Below are 25823 nucleotides of genomic sequence, written 5' to 3'. Positions count from 1 at the left end.
TCCGTGACCTGCGGGCTCGGCTGCAACGCACCAGACGATCAAAAAAGGAGGCATCATGAAAACACCTTCAGGAAGGTATGGGTTGTCCAGTGTCCAAAGGGAGCGCTCATGCGCAACCGCTGGCCGCGGCGAGAGCGCCCACGCAGGCGGGTCATCTTGGTGTTGACGTAGGTCTCGTCCAGGAACACCAAGCGGTGCGGCTCCTGGCGCATGCGGGCCTGGCGGTGGCCTCGCCAGACGCGGCGCTCATCCCGCACGTCGGCGCGTGCGCACTCCGCCGCCATCAGGGATTTTTTTATATGAGAAGCCACGCCGGCACAGGAAGCGCGAGAGCATCGCGGGAGCCGCCACGATCCCGTGCTCCTCAAGCAAGCGAGCGGCAAGTTCGGGCATGGTGATGGCGGGCTTAGCCTCGACGGTCTGGATCAGGAAGCTCTCATAGGGCACCAGCTTGCCGCTTCCCGGCGGGCGGCCCTGACGGGCCGGCGCGAGGGAGCCGGACTGCCGCTTCCGCTGCATCAGCTTGATGGCGCAACTGTCACTGACCCCGAAGTGGCGGGCTGCTGCCCGGCAGGGATGGCCCGCCTCAACAAAGGCCGCAATCCGCACGCGCAGATCCAAGGAGAAGCTCTGGGTCATGATCCACCTCCTGTTCTCACAAGGGAATCACACTTCAGCCCAGGCCGAAACCTCTTGAATCTGCCTTTCAGTCCGATGCTCTAGCCAACACAGCGGCGGCTAACATCGCCTTCCATCTCTATCTGATCTCAGAGGTATGCCGCCGAGTGCGAAAGCATCGATAACAGGTGCCCCATGTGGGGGTCCACATGGGGCACCTGACCGAGGAGATCGTCTTCTCCTGTGAGCCCCGTAGCAGACCTTTCCCTGAACCTCGGGAGGTGTTTGCAGCAGCCGCCACGCGCTCACGATGACAACCTCTGCATCGGGCATATGTTCACGGTCAGGCTCCGGTTCCGGTACGATCCTGCACCAACGAGGACATATGCCGCGTCTATTCGAAGTGAACTGCTCGTAGGTCACCACAGGTCGGTAAAGGCGATGCCCAGTCTGATTAGAAAGCTTTCACCGTGAGGTTCTCACGGAAGCTGAGCTCAATGAACCTCGATTCCAAACCGTGAGGTATATTCTCCAGGCGGACGCAATACCTGAGATGGCAGTCGGATGCTCGAACCGTACAGTGCCGCACCAAGACCACCTGCAATGCCGGAACCGCACCAGCGGTCTGGGCTTGTACTTCTAGTCAACTGGCGGATCTCATTTGTAACCAAGGCCATGCCGAAGCGGCGGGCGGTGCGTTACAAATGGATCCCGGCAGTGGCTGTGATGATGCAGATGCTCCTGACCAAATGCTCTTCAGCTAACTGCCCCGCTCCTATGCTTCGGCATCAGGACGGGGCCTTCTGTTTGAGCTAGGCACCTACGTTGTGAGCGTTTTCAGTCGCCGACGAGATGATTACGCTTATGGGGTCTCCACAAGCGCGGGCAGGCAGCTTCGTGGCAGTCTAACGAGCCCGCTGCAGTTACACCTGTGGAGCGGCCGTCGAGATGGTTGAGGCGGATTAGCAGGGACATTGGCCCGATTGATCACGCTTCTTACGGCAAGCTGCAAGTCGCGCAAGCGTAACCTGCGAGCTCAAGATTGCGGACGTCGGCGATGCGCTCTTGGAGTTGCTTAAGAGGTGGTCCTACCTTCGTCGTTCCTTGCCAGGCCCTTTTCGTTTTCCTTCATCAGAGCGGCATCCAGCTCTGCACCGATCAGAACAGCAATCATTGAAAGCCAGACCCAGACCATAAAGCCCATCACGGCGCTAAGAGACCCGTAGAGTTCTACGAAGCTTCGGAAGGACGAAACGTACCAGGAAAAGAGAACGGAGCTCGCAACCCAGAGAGTGGCCGCGAGGAAGCTGCCGGGAATCGTCGAGCGCCACCTGAACGCTTTGCGGCTTGGTCCGAACCGATAAATAACTGAGATCACCGCACTAACAATCAGCAGGAGTAATAGCCAGCGTAGGATCTCAATGACATAGGCATGGCCGCCGCCGATCCCCAGTATCTTCAAGCCTGCGGGCACCAGCAGGACTGCACCGAGCGCGAATACGAGGAAGATAATCGCTCCAATAGTGAAGGTGAGTGTTGCCAACGTGAATGCAAAAAAACCTCGGGTTTCCTTGCAGTCGAAAATAGTGTTCAAGCCACGGAACAGGGCCTTCGTCCCCTTGTTTGTGGCCCACACGAGCATGAAGAACCCCACGTATGGCGTGAACACCACAACCTGTTCCTGCGATGCTTTCGCCTCAGAAAGGCGCCGGACCTGCTGCATCAAAACAGAGGAGCTTCCTTGCGGGATCAGCTCGGAATATGAACCCAACAATGTATCAAGCCGCAGGGGATCGATAAAGAGACTGACAAGCGTCACTATTGCGGCGAGCGCTGGGAAGAAAGCGAGAAGCACAAAAAACGAGACACTGGCTGCGACAGAGGTAACACTGTGATCGAGAATGCCCCGCCAAACCCGCGCTGTGGTATCATACCGCATGCTGCCTTGTGCCATCTGCTGTCGAACCTTCTCAGGCGGAGCACAACTCATGCAACTTTCCAGGGCTCCGGGATCAAAGCGCTGAGTTAAGGTTGCTACTCTAGCTCCCGAATACTCGCACGGACTACGTCAGCGATCAGCAATGACAGCGCTGCAATCGTGAGTGTTGGATTAACTGAAGCGATGGATGGAAAGGTGCTGCTGCCTGCTATGAAAAGGTTTGGGTGGTCGTGAGAGCGGCAATCACGGTCGACGACCGAATTCCTTGGGTCGCCTCCCATGACCGTCGTTCCAACGAGATGATTGTTTCGGACCCAATCCTCGTCGAATGTGATTTCTGTTGCGCCTAGGACATCGGCGATCCGCTTGTAATCGTTGCGTGTTTCTTCCGCACTCCGCCGGACGTACTCATCGATCGAATACCGGATCACCGGGCGCGGGATCCCAATCGGGTCCATGAGCGTCTCGCTCGGAACGATGCGGTTGCTCGGGTCAGGTAGCTGTTCGTGGAAGCTGTCCACGCGCAGCCGCCTGATGGATACGTCCCGGATCCTATTGTCAAGTCGGCTTCCAAGCAGCCCCTCATCCAATGCGTTCTGCGTGATCTCGAGTGTGTCCACTCTGTTGGCGAAGTGATACTTCCTGGCTGCGAAATGGCGCCTGAATGCACCATCCCGAAGGCTCACCACCGAGGTGATCTCCTGGGGTCCGCGGCCGGGGTATACCGGCTCGCGTATAACCATATTGGCTCCGACGCCGGGGTGGTCCATCAGGTTACGTCCAACCATATCGGACGAGTTGCCGACACCTGTCGACGTCCGTTCCGACTTGGAGATGAGCATAAGCTTGGGCGTTTCGATTCCGTTGCACGCCAGGATAAACACGCGTCCGCGTACTGTATGGGTCGCTTGTAGGGGATCCTTGTAGTGGATCGCCTGCACTCGCCGCTCAGGACCGACATCTATGAAATTGGCCACTGCGTTCTCGATGAGGCGCGCTCCGGCCTCTTCAGCCAGACGGACGTGGAGATCGCCGCTGTACTGAGCCCCTATCGGACAGATGGGCATGCAGTTGTTATTCCCGCAGCAGGGCGGCCGCCCGCGGAACGGTTTTGTGTACCGGGCTACAGGCTCGGTGACAGTTGTAAGCCCGGCCGGACTCAACTTTCGGACCAAGTACTGGTCCATGGTTGACAATGGTATGGGAGGAAGCGGAAAGGCTGAACTCCGGGGCGGGTCAAGCGCTCCGCCCTCACCAGCGACGCCCATCTCCCGCTCCGCGCGACCATAGTAGGGCTCCAGGAAGTTATAGTCGAGCGGCCAGTCCCTTCCAACGCCATAAAGCGATCGAAGCTTGAAGTCGCTTGGCAAAAGCCGCCAAGCGGCCGCTGCCCAGTGCCACGTTGTGCCTCCGACCGCGCGGATATACTGGTTATTGTAGGCCACCGGACCAGCCTGGATCAGGTAAGCGCCCCAATCATCAGGCGTCGGATGTGGGGCCCAGTAGTGAGGCGGGTAGGGTGCCATGAAGTGCTTCTCAGGCGCGGCCCTGAACCGGTCCACAAGAACGTCGCGGCTCAAGCGCGGACCTGCCTCAAGGATGAGGACGCTCAGGCCAGCCCGGGCGAGCTCATACGCAACGAGACTTCCCGCCACCCCAGACCCTACCACCACGACGTCGGCGTCAAGATTGCTGGTCATCTGATGAACCTCCACGCTTATAAGGGCACATGACCACCCTCCTTGGGTGGTTCGGCCCAATACCCTGTGGGCCCACCGCAAAACGTAGGAATATTGTGCAAGCCAAGCGTGGGCCGGTACATCAAAGCGTGGGTATAGGTAGCCAACCGCTTTTCATTCTTACCGTCATAGCGGCCGGTATACCAGGCAGAAACGATCACAGTCGCGGACCGGCGTTCCTCGTCTGTCATGATCTGTTTTGCGATCAGATCGTCGATCTGGAGACCGCTGCTATCCGGCCGGTAGAGGAGACTTCGAAGCGCGTTGAGTTTCGGCTGGTTACCAGTTGCATCCGCCAGTCCAGTAAAAATCCTTAAACCAACTTCTTCGTGCAGCATGCGCTTTCCGGTTAACATTTGCGACAAACGCATGAACTCGCTTAAGTGGAGCGGTGCCTCACCGGGCAGCGCGAGAGCTGCGTGCGTGACCGTACTGGCAGAGAGGCATGCCGCACCCTGAATAATCTGACGTCTGCTCAACCCGCTCATGGGCTGCCCTCCGAAGCGGGCAATGTGGAGTAATAAGTGGTCACGGCAGTGATTTCGTCGTCTGTAAGGCGAGAAGCAAACGAGCGCATCCGTTCAAGTGGGTCGTTGTCTCTATGGCCGGATTTGAACAAATGCATCTGATAGGACGAGTAAGTCACGTTTAGGCCCGCTAGAAGCGGAGCCTCAGGCGGTTTGTTTTCAAGTCCCGGTGCGTGACAGCTATCACAGGCCGGCACAGCTTTCTCGGGCAAGCCAAGTCGCGCGATCTCGCGACCTTGGTCGAGCAGGCCGGGCCGGAGATGAGCCGGCCTTCGCACACGCTCCGTCTCGGTCAGACGGGCAAAATAGGCAGATACGTTTGCACGCTGCTCCTCGGTGAGCACGGCTGCAACTGGAGACATGACAGGGTTGTAACGTTCGCCGGACGCGTAGTTCTGCAATTGTTTGAACATGTAGACGGGATTCTGGCCGGCGAGACGTGGCACAATACCCTCTGCGTCTCCTTCACCGTGCCACCCGTGGCACGCCACGCAGGCGCCAAAGCCGCCGCGATTGATGGCGATCGCTCGTCCGGCAATCAAGTCGGCAGCCGATAGCGCGGTGACGAAACCCACAGCAGAGCCGCAAAGCAGAGTGGCCGAGAGCGGCAGAACAAAGAAGCGACGACATCGCCTCGTAGATGTCTGGTTCTTTTTTGTTACACTGACTGGCTTGGTCCATTGAGGTAACAAGTTGATCGCACCTGCTTCACGGGTCATGACACTGATGTTCTGCGCAACGCAGGGTAGTTGCACGAGGTTGCCGAAGGATCATGCACGTCCGGCTGGAACGGTGCGCTTCTGCACCATCAAAGTCGGGTAAGACAGCGTGACGGCTCAAATGCTTCAGTTTGATGTGACTATCTCGCCTGCTTGCCTACGTGCGGGAGGGACACAGGAAGTCACGAACGACCCCCTCGTAGCGTTGGTCAGCTGGGCTGGGTCTCGTTTGTCTTTGCTGCATCTGCAATCGAGGTCTTTCTGTCCGCTACCCTCTTGTACTGCCCTGTCTGCCAAGCATCTCGGGGTTCAGATGGAGTCTACCTTCAACAATCAACAAGCCAAATGGCTGTCCCGGAAGTCCTTTGCAGACGATCGTTCGTCGCGAGCGGCCGTGGGTGCAGCGGAATCAGTGCACTAGGGTACGCTCCGCATGCTGCGAAGATTGAACGCACTCGGCCTGCACATGAGTTTTCCTCCAAAGGAGATCACGTCATGCGCTATCATTTCTACATCTCAGATGGTGAACGCCTCTACATCGACAGCATCGGCCTTGAGCTGCCGAGCCCGTCTGCAGCGATCGACCGAGCGTGGGGCACCGCCTGTCAGCTTATGCATGAGCTCGCCACTGAAGTTCCCGATTGGACGAAATGGCGGTTGCAGGTCATCGACGAGGAGCAAGGCGACTGCTTGATCCTGCCGTTCTATTACATCCAGCGAAGTGAGCGACTTCGGCAAGGGCCCCCGTTCTTGAGTGGTACGATGCCATGTAAGCCTGAACAGAAATTCTGGTGCTAACTTCGTAGTCGCACGGGCGATGATCTAGACGCCCATCCCATAATGCAATGGCAAAGCGTACAGTAGCGCCGAGCTCGATCAGCCTCCACGCATCAACCTTGATCCCGCCTCGATCAAGAGCAGATATCCAGACGGCGCCAGCTCAGGAGCCTGGATCTACATCTAAGAGGACTAACGCAACGTACTCAGACCCTGCGCTCACGGGCCAAGTAACCAGTGGTCCCAATATGTTAGGCGCCTTCTTGTAGACAGGTCGGCACTAACTATAGCCGCCCAAGTAACAGTAGCCAATGACATCTATCGGACCGAGGGCTGATGGATGCGACCCGGCCACGAGCGGGATATGCAGTTTCGGTACCGTAGGGCGCCGTAACGAGGCGTCGCCCCCGCGTTGAGGTCCGGCCCTGCAACTCACCATTCGGCGACTTTCGTATACGAAGAACTATCTAACCATTAAGAGCAACACGGCATACCCGGCCACCCCGACGGCAAAGGCCAGAGTCTGCTCTTCCGTTCCTCCGGGAGCTCTTCCCTCCTGGTATTGAGTAATACCGCACCTGTCAGGAAGGCGAACAGAAAGCCGAGGTAAAGTTCCGGAATGGTTGTTGCCGCCCCGATTACCCATCCCAGAACCACCGCCGCCGCAATGACCCAACGACCCATGTGATCATAAAGCTCCTGATCGTGCCTCAGGCCGAAGTCGTTAGTGACGAAATGCAGGCTCATAGCCAGAAAGTACATCAACAAGGGCCACGACCCACTTTCTTCACGATGAAGCAGAAGGTATGCCATCAGCACGTTGTAAACTGCAAACGAAACGATGTGCATCCCGAATACGTCAGGTTCTACCTTGTTCTCGCCAGTATCGTTGCGGCGTCTGCCACGTGAGATCCGGGCCAAACACTCAAGCGCGTCGAAGATTGCTAGGCCGCTAAGGGTAACAAGATAGACTGAAGTTTTCGCATGAGGCCGAAGGCTTCCGCAAAGGTGGCTTGGTGAGCGCTGAGTTCCGGGAGGATGTGCAGAAAGATATAGCTGACTGCTACTCCTCCGGCGAGAGAAAGCCAGCGGCTTCGCGGCACGACATCGAGAAAATGCAGCTTGCCGATAAACAGGTGGATGAGCACAAAGCCCATAGCGTAGATCCTGGTTAGAGTAGGCGTGATATCCTCTATAGCAGAAGCGTCACGCCCAACCGGTACTTCTGGCGGAATGGTAGCCTTGGGAAACGCTGGAGGTCGGAAAGGGGAGCCTCCAGGGCCCGCTCGCTACCGTACCGAATTTTAGTCCAAGCAAACTCCTCGCCAGGAACAGGCCATCCGAAACGCTGTTGTCCCAACAATTCACGGCGATTGCTTCCGGTCAGCGCCGCGCCCTCCACGGACTGCCAGCTCTTGGCCAACGGCTAGCTTCGGCGGCCGTCCGATAAATGGTGCCGAACCGCTCACCTGACCTGAAACGGAGACAACGATGAGGTTGATCACAATGGCCGTGTTTGCGTCGGCTGCGATCGTGCCTACCGCTGCGATGGCCCAACGCAAAGAAACCCTAAGCCAGCCCGTGCAAGCGAACCAGGCCAGCCAGACGGGAAGGGTTGCGGTTTCGGATGTTGAAGGCCGCGAGGTGTACAGGGCTCAGAGACAGGCGATTGGTCAGGTCGACATCGTAGTTCTCGGGCAGGACAGTCAATCCTTCGCCGTGGTTAGCTTCGATGAGTTCCTTGGTTTGGATGGCGAGGCGCGTCTTGTGCCGCTAGCAAGGATGAACTTGCAAGGAGGTCGGGCGGTGATTCCGAGCATGACCGATGAGGAATTAAGGTCCCTGCGGACGTACCGCGCCAACATGGCCGGTTTCCGCGTGGCCAATCCAGGCCAGCAGGTCACAGTAGGTGCGGAGATGCAGCCAAACCAACAGGAGGTGATGCAAAACCAGGCAAGCCAAGCTGGATCGCAGATCGTCGTCCAACAGGCGGCGCCGACTGTGCGTGTGGATCTGGCGGACCCGCACGTGGTAGTGCGCCAGCAAGAGTCGCAAGTGACAGTGAACCAGGCTCAACCGGAGATCATCGTGCGTCAGCCGTGCCCGAAGGTGACGGTGGACATTCCTCAGCCGGAGATCGTCGTGCGCATGCCCGAGCCCGACGTGAACGCCGCAATGCTGCAGCCAGACGTGCGCGTGCTGATGGCGCGCCCCGATGTGGCAGTCACACGTCTTGGCGAACCGCAGTTGCAGGTCGAGGCGGTCCAGCCACAGGTTATGGTGCAACGCCAAGCAAACGCCGAGCCAAAGGTGCAGGTCCGACAGGCGCAGGGGCCGCTAAAGGTGCGCTATGAGCGGGCCGAGCCACGAGTGATTGTCAATCAGGCGCCGGGGCAGCCGAACGTTCGTATCGAGCGCCCGGATCAGCACCAACCGGCCAGCGCTCAACGTCAGGCCACCCAGGCGCAAGGGCAGGTATCGCAACAGCAGGCGCAGCAGCAAGGCCAGCGATCCCAAGCTCAGCTGAACAATCAGTTCCAGTGAGCTGACCTCGAGGGCTGGAGTTCAGGTGAGCTTGGGATCGCTCTCGATAGCTGTAACATGAGGGGCACAGGTTGATGCCCGTCATGCCCGATCAAATGAAAGATGCCGCACAAGGAGCCCACCCGGTGCTTAGGTCAGACCCATCCGGCAGAGCGTCGCGCCCGATTCGGGGCCCATATCAGGGAATGGGCGCCGATGGTCTCCGGCAAGACGGGCCTTATGTGCGGCGCCTACTCATCACCGTATCGGTAATTAGCCTTGCCTACTTCGTCTGGGTCGTCTCAGGTGTGCTGCTGCTTGGTTTCGCCGCAGTTCTACTGGCGGTGCTTCTAAATAGTTTCGCTAGATTAATTGCAGAATACACGCCAGTCCCAGGGTCTTGGGCTCTCACCGCAGCGACCATCGTCGTGGCGCTCTTCTTTGCCATTTTCCTTACGCTGTTTGGAACGCAGATTGGAGGCCAGATCTCGCAGCTTTCCGAAACTCTGCCAAGTGCCATTGATGCTGTCGGGAATAGGATCGGTTTCAGCAATGCCAGTGAGAAGCTTCAGGAGGCTGTCGCCGCGGGCCCCCGCCCCGGGATGCTGTCCCGGGCTCTCGGCCTTGGATACACGCTACTTGGAGTGTTAGCCGATCTCGCCCTCGTGGTGGTTGCGGCCATCTATCTGGCAGCGGACCCGAGACTGTACCGGCGGGGCGCCGCCAAGCTATTGCCGCTCAGTCAGCACCAGCGCATCTTCGAGGCCATGGACGTTACAGGCAACGCCCTGCGCCTGTGGTTTGGTGCCCAGCTGGTCACCATGACACTAGTTGGAATGTTATCGGCATTGGCCTACTGGTGGATTGGGTTACCTTCACCGCTGGCGCTCGGTCTCATCGCCGGAGTGACCAACTTCGTCCCCTTTCTCGGGCCCATCTTCGGCGCCATTCCGGCTTTGATCTTCGCCATGACAATGGACTTGGCTACGACACTCTGGACCGTCGCTGCCGCCCTAGCCATACAGCAGCTTGAGGGGAACGTCATCACGCCATACATCCAGCAGCGGGCAGTGTCGATGCCACCCGCCCTGGTGCTTTTTGCGATCTTGGTGTTTGGAGTAGCTTTCGGCTGGTTGGGCGTCTTCCTTGCTGTTCCCCTTGCAGTCTCCATCACCGTGTTGGTGAAGAAGCTGTGGATCCGACAAACTTTGGGCGAGCACACCACCGTACCTGGGGAGAACGCCGCTGACTGATGACTTGAATCAAATGCCCGGCGTTTATAGCGGCTTACTACATATATTCCCGCCGAACCACAGGCTGCCGGAGCCTCATCGTCGCCCTGCGCCGGGAGTGTGCCCCGTTTGGGTACTTGAACTCCCGCCGCTCAGTTTATGCTGACATACATGTCTGGGCTCGCATCACGCATCAAAGACAATGCAGGGGAGGCCGCTTGGGAGCAGCAGATATAGCGGCCCTAGCCTGCTCAACGCGGATCAGAACCGCTTCACGGTCACTTGGTGTAAGGTGTGCCACTTTAGCTGTTTCAGCGACTTTAGCGAGTTGTCCAACCACACCCTCGCGCATTGGATCGGACCGAAGAACTGGAGCCAACTGGCCGAGGACGTCGGCCATCCGGATCAGCACCGTCGGTAGCTGACTGCTAGCTTGCCGGATCGCATCGAACGCTGCATTGGTCAGGCCGATCGCATCCGAGCGCTGAGCAATCACTCGGACTACACCACCCTTATCGCGCCAGACCACAGGTTGGAGCGAGCGCTGGAAAATCTCCTCCAAGGCCGCACCAAGTTGATCGAGCACAGCAACCGCGGTGAACGGATCGTTAATTCCAGGGGACACAGCCCGCAAAGCGATCTCCACCAGCTGGCGCAACCCATACTCGAGGTCCTGTGCCGGAGTGCGGTCAGTATCCACAACGAAGGCGCTCCTAATGGAGTCGATAGTGTCTTTATCGAGGTCATGATGGGAGTTGGCGATCACATGCTCACCAGCTTGCAACACAAAGTGCCCAGCTCGCACCTTCACCTGGAGAAGCGCGTTCGACCGACATGCAACCGACACAAGCTCCTTGTAGTCGACTACTTGGATGTATCCGCTGCGGCCCAGCGCTACTGCACCGGACCTACCCATAACCACGTCCGGCACAGTACGCTCAGGTCCATCCGCCTCATTTGGCAATATGCTTCTGATGTTCTTGTGCAGGTTGGCGGCTACTCGGGCGACAACGCTGTCAGCAATGATCGCGCGTGCTATTTTATGAACGTAGAACAGAAGCGCCAGTATGCAGATGGCAGTGAGTATGCTTCCTGCCGTTACTGCAATGTGCGGGACGCCTTGGGTGCCAAGCCCCTCATCAAGGGTGCGCAGCACAACGAGAACATACAAGATCGTACCAAGAAAGAGACCGAGCACAGATTGGATCTGGCGATCGGCCATAAAGGTAGCGATCAAGCGTGGACCAAGCTGGTTAGCCGCTAGGGTAAGGATCACAAAGGTAACTGACACCACGAGCGAAGTCATCGTCATGAGACCGGACAGCAGACTGGATAGAAGATCTCGGGCGCTGCTTGCATCGCCACTGAAGAGCCACCAGAGCCGGTCCTTGTTCCATCCATCTAAGAGAGTGGCTCCTGACGTAAGAAGCCACCACGCTAACACCAAAGCCGAGACGCTCATAAGCAGGGGGATAAGCCAGAGCTGCCCCTGCAATAGAACGATCGTATTCCGAATACGGTCCATAGAGTGCCAGCCGCCTTTATGAAGGAGGGGACATCCAGATCCTAGATTCGGGTCATCCAGTGGGACCCCGGAGTGAACGACGTATCGCAGGTTCTGGTGGGACTGTGGCAGTTCATCATCTTCTACTTACCGTGTCCCTCAGCCGTGGCTCATGTCTGCTTTCTATGACCAGATGACAACGGCGGGTGACCTTTGGTGACGGTAATTGGGTTTGGAAGTGAAGGCCTGCCATTTCGACAACTGCTGAGGGCAGATATCTAAATATGCTCCGCACGCAGACGAACTTCATGACGGCAACTGCGCCTGTGACAGGTACGAGGCGGGGAATGCTGTCGGCGACACAAGCAACAGTACGATAATCGCAGCAATCGCAGCACCAAGCATTATCGAAACACGGCCACTCATTTCAGGTCCCTTAGCAGCTCCAGAGTGCTTAACAGACGGCAGCTGAGCCCTTGCTCGAGCTGACTAGTCATCCGGCAAGCAACGTAGGCAGAACGACGCGTCAGTAGCGACCGTTCCAGCTGCAAGGGTCAGACGGTACGTAACCGTACTAAGAGTGACAGCAGCCCAGCGTTCAACTATGCACCAATCCTGAGACTACCCCTTCCAGTCAACCTGATGCCGAACCGAAGAGCTTTGTGCCTGGTTGCACCAACTCGCATGTTCGCCGATGAAGCAGAATGTAGTCCATTGAGGGCCATCTTCATATGGCTCAAGTAGGCTTCTAGGATATCCAGCTCTTGCCGAGTTTCTCGTCATGTGAAGAGAGCCGTGGAATAGCCGCGATTGGATTGATCCAACCGCTACTCAGCGGGAGCCGGGCATATCGAGGTTTAGACATGGTTCGACCCCGTACAATGGGCAGAACATAGCTATTCCAGACTGGGTTGCCTCGAAGAGATAGCTCCACGCCGTGGAGTTCACATTAACCTGGTAAGTGGAGTTCAGTATGGCTCGACACCTGACTGCAGCGCCCATGCTTTCGGTCATTCTCGTGCCCCTCACCCTGTCCCCAAGCCGGGCGGAAGTGATCGTCGAGGATAAGGAATTTTACGAGAAGGGAAAGTGGAATATCAGTAAACGCTACGACGATCTCGACAATCCTCACGATGCGCCGGGACTTGTCACGAAGGGACACGATCCTGCCAATCCTTCCGGCCCCGCGGTTGATTTCGAGGAGCCTCCTGGGAGCAGCAATCCTGATCCTGAGGCAAACAACTAGCTCGGCATGAACCCGGCGGATGCAGCGGCCTGGTCGTAGGAGGAGGCAATGGCGTGGACGCAATGGATGTCACAGCCGCCGGGACAGAAACATGAAGCGGTCGGGGCTGGCCGCTTACGCACTCCTGTCCTTTCGATTTTTGGAGCTGTCCTTACAGCGGTGCGCGTCTTTCTGGCAGGCGTTACGATATGGGCTCCACCGCGCACGCTGCCGGTTATTTCTGGTCAGCCTGCATTGCGTCCGCAGGGTGCGGCAGCCGATCTCGGCCCCGAAAGTGCGCCTGGCATGTCCGACATTCCATCGGCCAACCCCGCCTATCCTGCCCCACCGGAGGAGCGCCTGCCGAGACAGCGTTAAGCCTCCACTATCGTCCTGACCCGAGCGCCGGTCGCCCGCTGCCGGCTATCCGGTGTTTCAGGTTGGGAGGGTACTTCGGAGCGTTCCCTCCAGCCCGCCCTTCTGGGTTGAGCCTGGAGCGGTCATGCCGCCGGCGCCAGGGCCGCCGAGGAGGCGCACCCATCCCTAGATCCGCTCCGGGCGAGCACCACGGCGCCGGCGTCCTTTATTCCCAAACGCCAGGGCCCCCATATCTCTCTTATCGCGGGCCACAGCGATTAAGCCATACCCGCTGAACTTGGCACGTACCTGTACAAACAATTGACTCCGTACCCCCACCCGCTATGGCTCTCTCCTCCCCCGGTCCGTACCTTTGATCGATTGTTGACCGACAAGGAGGACCGGCATGTCGATTCTGAGTGATGTCAATCTGCACGAACTCGATCGCGAACTCCAGGAGACGATCAGCGCACTCGCCGAAATTGATCGCTGGTACGAGTCCGAACGCAATCTCCTTCTGACACTCCCTGAGCCTGCTAGAGCCGGGTTACGCGAGGATCTCGAGAGGCGACAGAGGCAGAGTCGGGAGCCGTACGTTCGCCGCCTCGCTGAAGTTTACCACATGATTATGTCTACCAAGCTGTTCAGAACTCAAAACAGTCTTCCAGCATGGGAGTCTGTTCGATCAACATGAAGGACTAGCGTACGTTGAATAGTCAGTCCGCCCGCGCCGCCGCGCCCGCATTGTTTTCGTCCAGACCGAACCGACTGGCGCGGGCAGTAGTGGCTCTCTGCTCGCCGACGTTCCAAAATGCCGCTTGCACGCGGCCCACCGCGAGCTTTGGCTGCTGGCTAGAGGTGTTACGACCATAGATCCTTGATCTCTATAGCCCCGATCGACGGAGCTCATCATAAAAATCGCTTCTCGTATGTTAGTTGGCGCGAGCCTTGTTGTCGCTGCACACCTTGCTAACGGTGCCCATTCCCAGCCGCAAACCCCATCCAGCAACCCCGGTGACGCGGCACAGCTCAAAGTTGGGCATGTCGACTATGCGAGATCAATTGAGGCCCATCTAGAGGCTGTACAAGAGCTACGTGAGTCAACTCAAAATATGACTCAGCAGGAGCCTGGCGCGATGCGTACCGCAGCGATCGATGGCGCGTATGAAGCACCTGTTCAGACGCAACGAGCGATGCTCAAACTCAACTCGAGCTGGGATCAGGTTTCCGTCAGAGAGACCCGTAGATATAATCCTGCGAGAGATCGGCTGCTGGGGTTCGGCTTTAGCGGGTCCACCAAACCTTAGTAACGGCGTCTATGAATACACCCGTATGGCTGTTCACTGAGCAGCGCATTTTCTCCTTAGATGTTACAGTATGGAAGGGCGGGACTATTCGGGAACCTTCCGTTCGTCTCTAACTGCAGCATCTCAGTGCGCCCGAACGATTGCAACGGCCATCGGCCGGAGTATGCGCCATCTACCTTGCTGGTTCCTTCGTTTGTGAGGTGTGAGTCGGATTGGCCGCACGCCTCGCGCGGCTATCGATACACTTACGGTCAGAAGAACGGCGATACAATGTCGATCTCTTAACCTACAGGCACTGTCTTGCACCTTGACGCAGACTGAATGAAGCTATTGCTGACGGCACCGACAAAGCGCAGACTTTCGGTACGCTACCGCACCTGTCAGCCACGGACGTTAGGAACGAGGCCCACCTTGGGCCGTTCGCTGCAAGTCTGCTTATTAGGAGCCGTTATGAGAGATCGAGTCCTGAAGCCTACCATCGCAGCCATCATGTTCGCTATACCACTTGCTGCTTGCCAAACTGGTGCAGGTACAGGCGCTGCGGGAGGCGCCATTACGGGTGCAGTTCTGGGAGGTCCTGTTGGTGCTGTCGTCGGCGGAGTTGCAGGTGCCGCCGCCGGAGCCGCCTTAACTCCAGACGAGACACTTAGGGCTCAGCAGTATGTGGTGACCCAACGAGTTCCTTCGGTGCGGACTCGAGAGAACGTCACTGTAGGGTACCGTCTGCCGAGACGTGTCGCGTACCGCCCACTTCCGCCTGAGCTTGGCCTCCGTCGCGAGTATGGCTACACCATCATCAACGATCGACCGGTTCTGGTTGAACCCCGTACGCGTGAAGTCGTCTATATCTATGACTGACTAGCCAAAAGGCCCATTAATGAGTTGCCTCGGGAGCGATTCTGCGAGGCAACCGTCGGCACCAGCTCTTTAGAGATACACCCTGCGGTAGAGTAGAACACTCTCTGTACTAGGGCGTGTCTGCAAAGGGCTATAGCCAGAGCATGATCATGCCGAGATTGACCATTGCAAGATAGTTGGCGGCGCGCTTCTCGTAGCGTGTGGCGATACGGCGGAACTGCTTAAGGCGGTTGATCAGACGCTCGACTGTGTTGCGCTCCCGATACGCCTCACGATCAAAGGTCGGCTGAGAGCGCTGATCCTTGCGGGTCGGGATCACAGGCGAGATCCGCCGCTGACGCAGCCGGCGCCGGGCGGTCGGACTGGAATAGCCCTTGTCACCGGCCAACCGCCGCGGCCGCAAGCGCGGGCGGCCTCGTCCTGATCGGCAGATGGCCCCGCCATCCAGCAGATCTTCCAGGGCAATCTGCTCGTGGCGTTCGCCTCCGGTGAGCCCCGCGATGATTGGCTTGCCGCCTCCTTCCACTCGCAGGTGCAGCTTGGTCGAGAACCCGCCCTGCGAGCGGCCCAGAGCTTCGTCCGGCGCCTCACCCCCCGATGGCGCCGGTCCGGCGAGCGCCGGCGGCGTGCTGATGCGCCCGAGCAATGGTGGCATCCACGAAGTGGAGGTCCCAGTCGATTTCACCACGAGCATCGGCCTGGACCTGCAGGGCGGAGAGGAGGCGCTGCCAGAGACCAGACTGGCACCAGCGATCGAACCGGCTGGAGACAGTGCCGACCGGGCCATAGCGCTCGGGCAGATCCCGCCAGGGCGCGCCGGTGCGCAGAACCCACAAAATGCCGTTCAAGATGGTGCGGTGATGGTGGTTGGGCCGTCCTGTTGGCGGCCGCTCGGGCGGCAGAAGCGGCTCAAGGCGCTGCCGCTGCCGGTCCGTCAACCCGTAACGTGTCACGTTGTATAAATGGGAACTCCAGGCTCCTCATGGAACCCCTTTGCAGACACGCCCTAGCAGCGCGCCATCCCAGCCGCCCCCCTTACCAGTTCCTCGCCCCAGTTCAACCCGTCAGAGAAAGCTGTTTTCTCTTAGCAATGCTGTCCGCTTAACCGATGGCGTCTATAATCGGACGGGAGCAAGGGTCGTTCAGCTTGATGCTACGCATGCGGTTGCGGCTTCAGCCCCCCGTCGCTTTCCCGGGGCCGGCCTGGCCGTGTGGTGGGCACGGCCGAGCCGCGGGTCGGGGTTGCCGTGTCGCCGGTGTCGCGCACCGGGGGCTGGCCATCAAGCAGGTTGCGGATCTCCTCGCCCGACAGAGTCTCGTATTCCAGAAGGCCGCGCGCCAGTCCCTCGAGTTCGTGCTGCTTCTCGGTGAGAATGCGGCGGGCATCGTTGAGCCCGTCCTCCACAAGGCGGCGAACCTCCGAGTCGATCTTCTGGGAGGTCGCCTCGGAGATGTTCTGCGTGCGTCCCATGGACATGCCGAGGAACACCTCGTCCTGGTTCTCGCCATAGGCCACGGTGCCGAGCTCAGGGCTGAAGCCCCACTTGGTCACCATCATACGGGCAAGCCGCGTCGCCTGCTCGATGTCCGACTGGGCGCCCGAGGTGACCTTCTCCTTGCCGAAGATCATCTCCTCGGCGATGCGGCCGCCCATCATGATGGCCAGACGCGAGGTCATCTGCTCGTAGCTCATGGACAGCTTGTCCCGCTCGGGCAGCTGCATGACCATGCCGAGCGCACGGCCGCGCGGGATGATGGTGGCCTTGTGCACCGGATCGGTGGCCGGGACGTTGAGGGCGACCACGGCATGGCCGGCCTCGTGATAGGCGGTCAGGCGCTTCTCGTCGTCGGTCATGACGAGCGTCCGGCGCTCGGCGCCCATCATCACCTTGTCCTTGGCGTCCTCGAACTCCTTCATGGTGACGATGCGCTTGCCGCGCCGCGCCGCAAGCAGAGCCGCCTCGTTGACGAGGTTCATCAGATCCGCGCCCGAGAAGCCGGGGGTGCCGCGGGCGATGATCTTCAGGTCCACGTCGGGAGCCAGCGGAACCTTGCGCACATGGACGCGCAGGATCTTCTCGCGGCCGACCACGTCGGGATTGGGCACCACGATCTGGCGGTCGAAGCGGCCCGGGCGCAGGAGCGCCGGATCGAGCACGTCGGGACGGTTGGTGGCCGCAATAATGATCACGCCCTCGTTGGCCTCGAAGCCGTCCATCTCCACCAGGAGCTGGTTGAGGGTCTGCTCGCGCTCGTCGTTGCCGCCGCCAAGGCCGGCACCACGATGGCGGCCGACCGCGTCGATCTCGTCGATGAAGATGATGCAGGGCGCGTTCTTCTTGGCCTGCTCGAACATGTCGCGGACGCGGGAGGCGCCCACGCCGACGAACATCTCGACGAAGTCGGAGCCCGAGATGGTGAAGAACGGCACGTTGGCCTCGCCGGCCACCGCACGAGCGGTGAGAGTCTTACCGGTGCCGGGCGGGCCGACGAGCAGCACGCCGCGGGGAATGCGGCCGCCCAGGCGCTGGAACTTCTGCGGATCGCGCAGGAACTCCACCACCTCCTGCAGATCCTCCTTGGCCTCGTCAATGCCCGCCACCTCGTCAAAGGTGACCGGAGTTCCGGGCTGCAGCAACTTGGCCTTGGACTTGCCGATGGACATCAGGCCTCCGCCACCCTGCTGGCCCATGGCCCTGCGGGAGAGCCACACCACGATGCCAATCATCAAGGCGAAAGGTAGCAGCGACAGCAGTAGGCTGCCGAGCAGGCTGGGCTGCGGCGGCGGCTCAGCCTTGATCACGACACCCTTCTGCTGCAGCTGGGCGATGAGGCCAGCACCTTGCGGAACATAGGTTGTGACGGTGCCGCCCGCAGAACGCTCGGCGGTCACCTCCTGCCCCTGAATAGTGGCGGAGCGGATCTCCCCTTGTTCGACTGCCGTGACGAAAGCCGAGTAGGGAAGCTGATCCGCTTGCCGAGCCGGCACACTCTGGAAGTAGAACATTGCCAGCAGAGACACGACCGCAGCGGCTATCGCTATGTTGCGAAAGCTAGGCGAGGCGTTGGGGTTATTCATTGCTATGCTTTCTGAACGGCAGAGTTCTGGTCGAGATACGATGGTGGCAGCCGGACCAGGTCCTCTTCCTGAGAACCATCATCTCTGGAAGGTGTTCGATACCGGATCGGATCGGTCGAGGTGATCACGCAGCAGCGCCATATTGCGCAGGTTTGAGCAGTAGAATACATCTGCGACCCAGCCCAAGAGAGGAACCGCGCTGACGACGAAGTCGGCACCGACGTTGCCCATCATGCGCAGGAGCGTCGACATGGGCACGCCCAGGCGGCGCGCCTCCCAGATCAGGTAAGCTGACATGCCTTTCGAGGTCAGCGTTCCGCCGCCTGGGATCAGGTTCAGGAGGGCGTCTGCGCCGAAGCCGATGTTGGTCCCTGGCACGCGAACAGCGCTGTCGGGAAGCGGCGCAAGGGTATCAAGACGCGCACGTGTCGCGTTAGCATGCGGCGAAGTGCCGTTTCAGTGGATATAGAAATGTAAGGCGTCACAATGGTCCCCCAGATGCGGAGCAGCTTCAAGCGCTCCTCAGGTGAGAGAGTCCGACATCGCAGCCGGAAAGGTCTGCCAGAGGGGCCCGGACCCCGATACTTGACAAGTGGTGTCATCCAAACCGGATTCAAGCTCCATTGTGCGAGGATACGTAGGCACTTCGGCCCACTTGCAGCGGACCCTAGTGGCTTTCTCAGCTTTTGCTGCGGCAGAGTACGCTCCCCGCGATCGCCTTCACGAGATTTGGAGTCACATGTAGTGGCGCATACGAACGCGCATCGAAGGCTGGCCCGCCGAGCGCAAGTACCAGATGAGCGGAGACTTGGTGCAGCATCGTACTCAGTCCCTGCGCAATACGCCGGATAGCCGGACCTCGTCCTATGTCGTGCCCATTCATTTTCATCAGCGCCGTTTCCGCTCAAAGCAACGGCTCAAGAGTTTTGCTTTCAGCACCCCGGTCGGAAATCCTGGACCGCAAGGACGACATTATGACAGCAAATCCCGAACCACGTGATTCCAATACAATTGGCTCAACCACAAAATTGAACCGAACCGCAACACCTAGTGAGCGCCGAACGTCGAACTGGGGCTTTGTGATTACGATGCTTGGGGCCGTTGCCGGCATCGGCGTGCTTGCTTGGGCATTAGGATGATACCAGTCGGATAACTTTGATCTTCACTCGCTTCTACCTCATGCACTGAGACTTCATGATGTAGAAGAGATGCAATCCGTGTGCTCGTGAGTGTCTCTTTCTCGCACTACCCCGCCAGTAGGGGTGAGCATGGATCAGCTTAAAGAGATCGTGCGTGAGGCACTTGGCTTGGAATTAGAGAGCAGCGACATTAACGTCCTGCAAATGGGGCTGCATGCCGCAGTGGCTTATGTGGTCACGGTGTTCATGGTCCGGCTCGCCAAGAAGCACTTTATTGGACGTGCCACGGCCTTTGATGTGATCCTCGGTACCATGATCGAATCTATCGTCAGCGGCGCCGTGACCGGTAACGCGCCGTTCCTTCCTGCCCTTGCGGTAACGGCGGTGCTGCTGGGCATGCACTGGCTGTTCTCGGGCCTTGCACCTGACAGAGCATGATCTCTGGGAGGACCTGCGGGGCAAGGGCATTTCGCGCCCAGATCAGGTGGAAGAGGCACGCTTGGGGCGCAGTAGCAAGCTTAGTGTACTCAAGGCGGCTTCGGAGCCCAAGGTTGTGGACGTGATGGTGCGGGTTGGCGTGCAGACAGTCCGGATCGAGATTAGGACGTAGCACTGCCGGGACGGCGGGGAGCCCACTAGAGGGGCGCACATGACGGTACAACAGCGTACCGACTGCACGTAACGCCCCGAAACAATCCGCTTGTGACCGGCTTCTACCCACGTATCCAACCGGCTGCGACTAAAACCCCTCACGCGGCGAGAGCCGTGCGGCCCTCCACGGGCAAGGGTTGAGCCACCATCCAATGGGATTTGTTTATGCGTGTGACAGTCTTTGCTGCGATTCTGGCGACCACCCTTGTTCCTTTGTCCACCGTATTGGCGCAGTCCCCCGGCAAAAACTCCTCCCCCACGCCGGGCATTCCGGAAACGGGCCCAGCAGCAATTGCAGGATCGGCACAGCTATCTCCAGCTCCATCCCAGCCGGCCGGGACAACTCGTCAAATCCCGGTTTCAAGCATCGTCGAGAAAGACTTGGTCGCACCTGACGGATCGAATCTCGGCGATATCGAGCAGGTAGTTGAGCACAGTTCCGACAAGGAAATGTACCTCGTCGTCAGCAACGGAGGCGTCATGGGCTTCTTTGAGAACCGAGTTGTTGTCCCCTTGAGCAAGATCGCTGTCCGGTACGACCGGATCGTCGCTCCCGACCTGACAAAGGAGGCACTGAAATCCCTACCGGATTTCGAGGAAGCTGCCTTTTATAACGTCGGCGTTGGCAGGACGGTGACTATCGCCGAGCTGAAGTGAGCCTGCTGAGCAGCGCCAACTAAGCTACCGACACTCCTGTAACAGCGCATGCCGAAAGTGAGGATCCGATGTTGAAGAGAAGTACGGCAGCCATCGCCCTTGCTACGAGTCTCGTGCTACCGGGAGCGGTGCTCGCCGAAGCCCTAGCGTTCACCGCCACCGACCTCAACATTCGAACCGGACCAGCCGCATCCTATCAGCGCTTCGACACGATCGAGGAGGGTGACCGAGTGGTTGTCCACGGATGTCTTACCGGCTACAACTGGTGCGACGTAAGCTGGTCCGGTGAGCGCGGGTGGGTCTCAGGGAAGTATCTCGCCTATGCCGGCCAACGTTATGCACGCCAGCCCATTCCAAGTATCGGCGTCACGATCGGCGTGCCAGTGATTGGATTCCGTCCAAATGTCTATCACCGCCGCTACTACGTCGACCGACCATGGTATCGCGATTACTACCTCGATACCCGCGAGATACAAAGGGGCCGCCGGGAACTGGGGGACGGTCGCCGCGAATTGCGGGACGAGCGCACGGACCTCTTTGAGGCTCGCAGGGACTTGCGGCAGGAGCGCCGAGTAGGCAACGACACCGGCGCGGAGCGGCGCAAGCTGAGGTAGGAGCGTCAAGACTTGCAAGAGGCGCGGCAGAACCTTCGGCGAGAGCGACGGGATTAGGCCCTTGCTTCCGAACGCTCGCCGCCCATCCGTGTACGAACCCGCCCCTGACGACTGGACTTGTCGGCAGGGGCAACGCATTTCCGAAGAGCAAACAGATGTGGGCCGACCAGCGCCATGGCTCTGCAGGCGGTGGCATGGATTGGGACCATTTTGCTCTGCCTTGGACAGGTCCTGCAGTCTCGGCATAGCAGAAGTCCTCGTCCTTCGGAGCGGGCAATCGTACAGCCAGAATCCCCAGGGCTCAGACTTAGTCCTGCACCGTACAGAAACGTTCTGACCCATCGAAACTGGGAGAGCACTCACCGCTTCTCCTCCTAACTGAGTCCAGACGTTAGTCCGGCTAGGGACGTCCTGGCTGGGGTCTGGATTTGCAGCGAAGGAGCCCATGATGAGACTCGCAACAATTGTAGCCTTCCTTGGCACGACTGCCCTCGTTCCCTTACCCGCTCTTTCCCAGCAGAACGCCACACCCCAGGCTAACCAGCCTCAGCAACAGAGCCGGCAGAACACGGCGCAGGATCAAGGCATTCCCTCCTCACAGCTACGGAACCAGACTCTCTACACCGAGTCTGGTCGCGAGTTCGGCCGCATCACCAGAACCGTGCAAGGACAGGACAACCAAGTCTACTTGGTCGTCTCGGCCGGCACAAATCAGTCGCTCGTTCCAGTCAATCGTCTTGCCTATCGCAACGACCGTCTCATAGTGGCGGGCAACGATGATCAATTGCGATTCCAGCCTTACAATCAGCAGATGGCGAGCCAATACCGCATGCTTGAGCCGGACTACCGTGTAGCGATCGCTGGCTCTGGTACCGATCCAGCGTTGGCGGCACGGGCGGCCAACGCTGGAGCCAACGTAGTGGTCCGCCAGCCGGCTCCGACCATCCAGGTGGACCCGGCCGATCCGCGTGTGATCGTCCGTCAAGCTCAGCCCCAGGTGACGGTGAACCAGCCCCAACCGGAGATCATCGTGCGCCAGCCGCAGCCGACGGTGACGGTTAACATCCCTCAGCCGGAGATCATCGTGCGCATGCCCCAACCCGATGTAAACGTCTCGATGCCGCAGCCGGATGTGCGTGTGCTGATGGCGCGCCCTGACGTGTCGGTCACCCGTCCCGGCGAGCCGCGGGTGCAGGTCGAGGAAGTCCAGCCTCAAGTTATGGTGCAACGCCAAGCAAACGCTGAGCCACAGGTACAGGTGCAGCGAGCGGAAGGGCAGCCGACCGTACGCTACGAGCGCGCTGAGCCGCGAGTCGTCGTCAATCAAGCAGATGGCCAGCCGGCTGTGCGTGTCGAGCAGCAGACTCAGCCCGCTGCTCGCAACCAACAGGCCATGAACACCAGTACGAACCCTGTCCGTCCCATTGCCGTGTCCGAGATCAAAGGCAAGGACGTTTACAATCTTGAAGGCGAGGGTCTCGGTGAGATTGAGCGCGTGATTTTGGGCTCAAATAACCAAAGCTATGGTGTGATCCGCTTCGGCGAGTTCCTGGGACTGGGCGGCGAGGCCCGCATTCTGCCCCTCTCGCAAATGGCGCTTCAACAGGATCGTATTATCCTCCCGGGCATGTCAGAAGCCGAACTGCGGGCCCTGCCGGTCTATCGGGAAGGCATGGCCGGCTACCGCGAAGCTGAGCCCACATATCGCGCGAGCTTGGCGAGCTATATGGCGGCAGCCGATCAAGCGCATGACCGGGCAGGCTTGCCAATCAATGAGCGTGCGGCGTTAACCGCGGAGCCACGGCCGGATCCCGCAGCAACCGGAGCTGTTGACCCGGGCGCCAACATCCGTCCGATGCGAATCACCGATCTCGAGGACATGGATGTTTATAGCGTCCGTGGCCAGAAAATCGGCGAAGTTAAGCGCTTGGTCCGTCGCCTTGGTGATAATCGGAGCTTCGTCATCCTTGAACACGGTGGGTTCCTTGGCCTGGGCGAGAAGGAGGTTCCGATCCCGCTCGATCGTATGTTCGTGACCGGCGGCCGACTCGTGGCTGCCGGCTTGACGGAAACTGAGGTCAAGGCGATCGACGACTGGGACTTCAACACCCGAGAGTATCGCGAGTTCGCGGACAGCGAGACCGTCGACATCGGATTACGGGGATAACTAACCACCTGCTGGATGCATGCAATGGGGGCCTGATGCCCCCATTGTAGTTCGCACACTGATGAACGCGGGGGAGAGGCTGACGGCAGCATGGTCGGCGTGAGTGTCGTGCAGAAACAATAACATTGCGACTGCGGGCTGACCCTTGGTCGACAAGAAGGAGAGGACAGAACTTTCTCTCCCCACGGCGGAGGTGATCCCGATAAGCCGTCATACACAGCTCCGCCCAGACTGAAATGATGGCCGAAAACCTTCGATTGTACGACTGACGAAGGTGACTGATAGGAGAAGTCAACGGCCATGACTTACACTACCCCGCACCCGCCGGTAGATAGCAGCACCGGGCGTGCGCTGGCCTGCTTTGGGGTTGCTCTGCAAGCCGTCGCGTTCGTCGCGGTTTGGTGGCTTTAGCGCTGGAATGGGTTGTAGACCATCGGCGGGTTCTTCCTCCTGTCGCTTGTGTTCATGCTGCTGCAGCGTCGCATTCCGAGCCTGATCAGCTTTCTGGTCGTGTGTGTGGCCCTGTTGAACGCCGGAGGCTGGGCTTGGGACTAGTTCGATGAGTTCGCGTGGTTCGACGAGCTCGTACACACCTTCACCCCCGTTTGCTCTAGTATCTGCCGTCATGTACCGCCTATGGATCAGCGGTTGGATAACGGGCGTTCCCGAGAGCAGAAGCTTCGTAATCTTGGCGGCCCTGATCGGGCTAGGTCTGGGGATTGCCTGGGAGCTTGTGGAGGCCACCTTCCTTAATCTTGAACGGGCCGATACGCTGCTGGATCTTGTCATGGACACAATCGGCGCTACAGCCGGCGGCAAGTTCGCCGGCTGGGTAATCAATCAGCAAGGCGCCATGCGAGCATCATGAACAGGAGTGGCATCGGGCTCTCGTTCAACCAGCGTATCTGCAGGCCATTCCGGCCCGAACACCGAGGATCTTCCTATCCGCTACCCTCCCGAGGCAGTAAAACTGCCCATCTCACCTGCCACAGTAGCCGCGGGAAACATTGGGAGCGGATCGCCGGCATCCTAATGCCTCATCGCATATGTCCGACCTCAACTATGGCTGCTGCACCCAACTCCTTGTGTGGGAGAGCTTTTGGACCGCCAAGGACCTTTCGTCAGCTCACCGGCTCCCAAATCCGGATCGGACAGGTCGATCGCCAGCCATGAGGCGGGATGGCGATTTTTGTTGAGACCTATCCCTCAAGAAGTCGCTCGGGTGTGGCATGGCATGCGGCTGCGATCGAAGCTACGCGTGAACTGTTTGGACCTTATTGATCTTCACGGAAGTCCTGCAACGGAGAGCCCTGCGTGGCGAAAGAAGCTGACGATCATCTCGGGTCGACGCTGAAGGCGGCTGAATTCGCGGCGGACCAGACGGTGCAGGACCGCGACTGATCCGGGCAGTGCGTTCTCCATGGCGCGCTTGACGCAGGCATTACACTGCTCCTCCGGGTTGAGCTCCGGCGCATAGGCCGGCAGGTAGGCCGCCGCATAATCCTGCGGGTGGGCTGCGATGAAGGCGGTGGTCGCCTGTGACCGATGGGCATTGAGCCGATCCCACACTACCAGCACGGGCGTGCCGATCTTGCGGCGGAAGTAACGCAGGGCCGCGATCACGGTCTGGCTCGACACGCTGGTGCGGACATGACGGGCATAGAGCCGCCCGTCGGGCGTGATCGCCACGATGCTCGACACCTCCCGCCGCTTGCTCACCCGCTGGAGGATCGGGGTGATCCCGCGCCGCGCCCAGGTCGTGCCCGGCCGGGCGCGGAAGCTGTGGCCGGTCTCATCCACGAGCAGAAGCGTGCGATGCTCCCGCTGTGACTTTTTTGAGTGCCACCCACTCGCGCTTGGGCCAGACCGCAATCACCAGCTCGTCGCGCTCCTTGGCCCGGGTGGCGGGACGCTGCACGCTGAAGCCATGGGCCTTGAGCGGCCGCTCCAGGTAACGCGGGTGATAGTGCACCCCGAACTCGCGCTCGATCAGGGCGGCAATGCGCTTGAGGGTCCAGCGCTCGGTGGCAAAGCCGGCCGCCATCGCGCCCCGATCCAGGAGCCGGCTCAGCCGGGCCCAGGCTTTCTCATCGAGCCGCGGTGGGCGTTCTAGTTGTTTGGTAGCGGAACGTTGTTGGGATCAGGTGCGTTGCGCGATTGAGGAGTATACTTGGCGCTTTGACGGCCTGCG

Annotated in this window: 23 protein-coding genes and 2 pseudogenes; 11 read left to right on the top strand and 14 right to left on the bottom strand. The window is 59.4% G+C overall.

What is annotated here, in order from left to right; translation table 11 throughout:
* Nucleotides 1-53 precede the first annotated feature (53 nt).
* The 6 genes from ILT44_RS25730 to ILT44_RS25705 form a co-directional block, all read right to left on the bottom strand.
* Entirely contained in the window at nt 54-257 is a 204-nt protein-coding gene (locus ILT44_RS25730; RefSeq protein ID WP_204242453.1) for a hypothetical protein, read from the bottom strand.
* The gene (locus tag ILT44_RS25725; protein ID WP_204242452.1) at nt 247-639 is read right to left on the bottom strand and encodes a helix-turn-helix domain-containing protein; all 393 of its coding nucleotides are present in this window, start codon (nt 637-639) and stop codon (nt 247-249) included. Before ILT44_RS25725 ends, ILT44_RS25730 begins: the two co-directional genes overlap by 11 nt.
* A gap of 1054 nt (nt 640-1693) precedes the next feature.
* On the bottom strand, nt 1694-2572 hold the full coding sequence (locus ILT44_RS25720; RefSeq protein WP_201861313.1) for a YihY/virulence factor BrkB family protein: 879 nt from the start codon (nt 2570-2572) through the stop codon (nt 1694-1696).
* An 80-nt stretch (nt 2573-2652) separates the two neighbouring features.
* Entirely contained in the window at nt 2653-4257 is a 1605-nt protein-coding gene (locus tag ILT44_RS25715; protein WP_204242451.1) for a GMC family oxidoreductase, read from the bottom strand.
* 17 nt (nt 4258-4274) lie between these two features.
* Entirely contained in the window at nt 4275-4784 is a 510-nt protein-coding gene (locus tag ILT44_RS25710) for a sugar dehydrogenase complex small subunit (RefSeq protein ID WP_201861311.1), read from the bottom strand.
* The gene (locus tag ILT44_RS25705; RefSeq protein ID WP_201861310.1) at nt 4781-5542 is read right to left on the bottom strand and encodes a c-type cytochrome; all 762 of its coding nucleotides are present in this window, start codon (nt 5540-5542) and stop codon (nt 4781-4783) included. Before ILT44_RS25705 ends, ILT44_RS25710 begins: the two co-directional genes overlap by 4 nt.
* Before the next feature lie 495 nt (nt 5543-6037).
* Between ILT44_RS25705 and ILT44_RS25700 the strand changes: the two genes are divergently transcribed.
* Nucleotides 6038-6340 (top strand): DUF6894 family protein, encoded by a 303-nt coding sequence (locus ILT44_RS25700; protein WP_204242450.1) that lies wholly within the window; start codon nt 6038-6040, stop codon nt 6338-6340.
* 453 nt (nt 6341-6793) lie between these two features.
* Here ILT44_RS25700 and ILT44_RS25695 read toward each other — a convergent pair whose 3' ends face one another.
* Both ILT44_RS25695 and ILT44_RS25690 read right to left on the bottom strand, forming a co-directional pair.
* Entirely contained in the window at nt 6794-7168 is a 375-nt protein-coding gene (locus ILT44_RS25695) for a hypothetical protein (RefSeq protein WP_201861308.1), read from the bottom strand.
* A 95-nt stretch (nt 7169-7263) separates the two neighbouring features.
* Entirely contained in the window at nt 7264-7476 is a 213-nt protein-coding gene (locus ILT44_RS25690; RefSeq protein ID WP_204242449.1) for a hypothetical protein, read from the bottom strand.
* A gap of 334 nt (nt 7477-7810) precedes the next feature.
* Here ILT44_RS25690 and ILT44_RS25685 point away from each other — a divergent pair, with 334 nt between their 5' ends.
* Both ILT44_RS25685 and ILT44_RS25680 read left to right on the top strand, forming a co-directional pair.
* Entirely contained in the window at nt 7811-8863 is a 1053-nt protein-coding gene (locus tag ILT44_RS25685) for a hypothetical protein (RefSeq protein WP_204242448.1), read from the top strand.
* Between the two features lie 185 nt (nt 8864-9048).
* Nucleotides 9049-10095: an AI-2E family transporter gene (locus tag ILT44_RS25680; protein WP_201861305.1), complete on the top strand. Its 1047-nt coding sequence runs from the start codon at nt 9049-9051 to the stop codon at nt 10093-10095.
* Nucleotides 10096-10267: 172 nt separating this feature from the next.
* Here ILT44_RS25680 and ILT44_RS25675 read toward each other — a convergent pair whose 3' ends face one another.
* Nucleotides 10268-11599 carry a DUF2254 domain-containing protein gene (locus tag ILT44_RS25675; protein WP_201861304.1) on the bottom strand — a complete coding sequence of 444 codons (1332 nt, stop codon included), beginning with the start codon at nt 11597-11599 and terminating at the stop codon, nt 10268-10270.
* A 952-nt stretch (nt 11600-12551) separates the two neighbouring features.
* Between ILT44_RS25675 and ILT44_RS25670 the strand changes: the two genes are divergently transcribed.
* The 3 genes from ILT44_RS25670 (at nt 12552) to ILT44_RS31190 (ending at nt 15325) form a co-directional block, all read left to right on the top strand.
* Nucleotides 12552-12824 (top strand): hypothetical protein, encoded by a 273-nt coding sequence (locus ILT44_RS25670; protein ID WP_201861303.1) that lies wholly within the window; start codon nt 12552-12554, stop codon nt 12822-12824.
* A gap of 742 nt (nt 12825-13566) precedes the next feature.
* Nucleotides 13567-13854: a hypothetical protein gene (locus ILT44_RS25665; RefSeq protein WP_204242447.1), complete on the top strand. Its 288-nt coding sequence runs from the start codon at nt 13567-13569 to the stop codon at nt 13852-13854.
* Nucleotides 13855-14788: 934 nt separating this feature from the next.
* A complete protein-coding gene (locus ILT44_RS31190; protein ID WP_307826673.1) occupies nt 14789-15325 on the top strand; it encodes a DUF1236 domain-containing protein in 537 nt (178 codons plus the stop codon).
* Nucleotides 15326-15455: 130 nt separating this feature from the next.
* On the opposite strand, the pseudogene ILT44_RS25655 reads toward ILT44_RS31190, so the two are convergent.
* The 3 genes and pseudogenes from ILT44_RS25655 to ILT44_RS25645 form a co-directional block, all read right to left on the bottom strand.
* Nucleotides 15456-16278 (bottom strand): annotated as a pseudogene (locus tag ILT44_RS25655) (IS5 family transposase).
* Between the two features lie 200 nt (nt 16279-16478).
* Nucleotides 16479-18404 carry an ATP-dependent zinc metalloprotease FtsH gene (ftsH, locus tag ILT44_RS25650; RefSeq protein ID WP_204242445.1) on the bottom strand — a complete coding sequence of 642 codons (1926 nt, stop codon included), beginning with the start codon at nt 18402-18404 and terminating at the stop codon, nt 16479-16481.
* Between the two features lie 78 nt (nt 18405-18482).
* Nucleotides 18483-18812: pseudogene (locus ILT44_RS25645) on the bottom strand (DUF4112 domain-containing protein); the annotation flags it as partial.
* A gap of 860 nt (nt 18813-19672) precedes the next feature.
* Between ILT44_RS25645 and ILT44_RS25640 the strand changes: the two are divergent.
* From ILT44_RS25640 to ILT44_RS25620, 5 genes are all read left to right on the top strand, one after another.
* The gene (locus ILT44_RS25640; RefSeq protein WP_204242444.1) at nt 19673-19981 is read left to right on the top strand and encodes a hypothetical protein; all 309 of its coding nucleotides are present in this window, start codon (nt 19673-19675) and stop codon (nt 19979-19981) included.
* A gap of 378 nt (nt 19982-20359) precedes the next feature.
* Complete coding sequence (locus ILT44_RS25635) at nt 20360-20851, top strand: PRC-barrel domain-containing protein (RefSeq protein ID WP_204242443.1); 492 nt, start codon at nt 20360-20362, stop codon at nt 20849-20851.
* Nucleotides 20852-20919: 68 nt separating this feature from the next.
* Entirely contained in the window at nt 20920-21465 is a 546-nt protein-coding gene (locus ILT44_RS25630; RefSeq protein ID WP_204242442.1) for an SH3 domain-containing protein, read from the top strand.
* A gap of 445 nt (nt 21466-21910) precedes the next feature.
* Nucleotides 21911-23632 carry a PRC-barrel domain-containing protein gene (locus ILT44_RS25625; protein ID WP_204242441.1) on the top strand — a complete coding sequence of 574 codons (1722 nt, stop codon included), beginning with the start codon at nt 21911-21913 and terminating at the stop codon, nt 23630-23632.
* Nucleotides 23633-24320: 688 nt separating this feature from the next.
* Complete coding sequence (locus tag ILT44_RS25620) at nt 24321-24500, top strand: hypothetical protein (RefSeq protein WP_201861297.1); 180 nt, start codon at nt 24321-24323, stop codon at nt 24498-24500.
* Nucleotides 24501-24916: 416 nt separating this feature from the next.
* Here the strand turns inward: ILT44_RS25620 and ILT44_RS25615 are convergent, their stop codons facing one another.
* Nucleotides 24917-25432: a transposase gene (locus tag ILT44_RS25615; RefSeq protein WP_204242440.1), complete on the bottom strand. Its 516-nt coding sequence runs from the start codon at nt 25430-25432 to the stop codon at nt 24917-24919.
* Nucleotides 25425-25676, bottom strand: coding sequence for a helix-turn-helix domain-containing protein (locus ILT44_RS25610; RefSeq protein WP_204242439.1), 252 nt, complete (start codon nt 25674-25676; stop codon nt 25425-25427). Before ILT44_RS25610 ends, ILT44_RS25615 begins: the two co-directional genes overlap by 8 nt.
* Nucleotides 25677-25823 lie beyond the last annotated feature (147 nt).

It is taken from the genome of Microvirga arvi, assembly GCF_016892765.1.
Taxonomy (GTDB): Bacteria; Pseudomonadota; Alphaproteobacteria; order Rhizobiales; family Beijerinckiaceae; genus Microvirga; species Microvirga arvi.
This window is presented reverse-complemented; position numbering and strand designations above follow the sequence as displayed.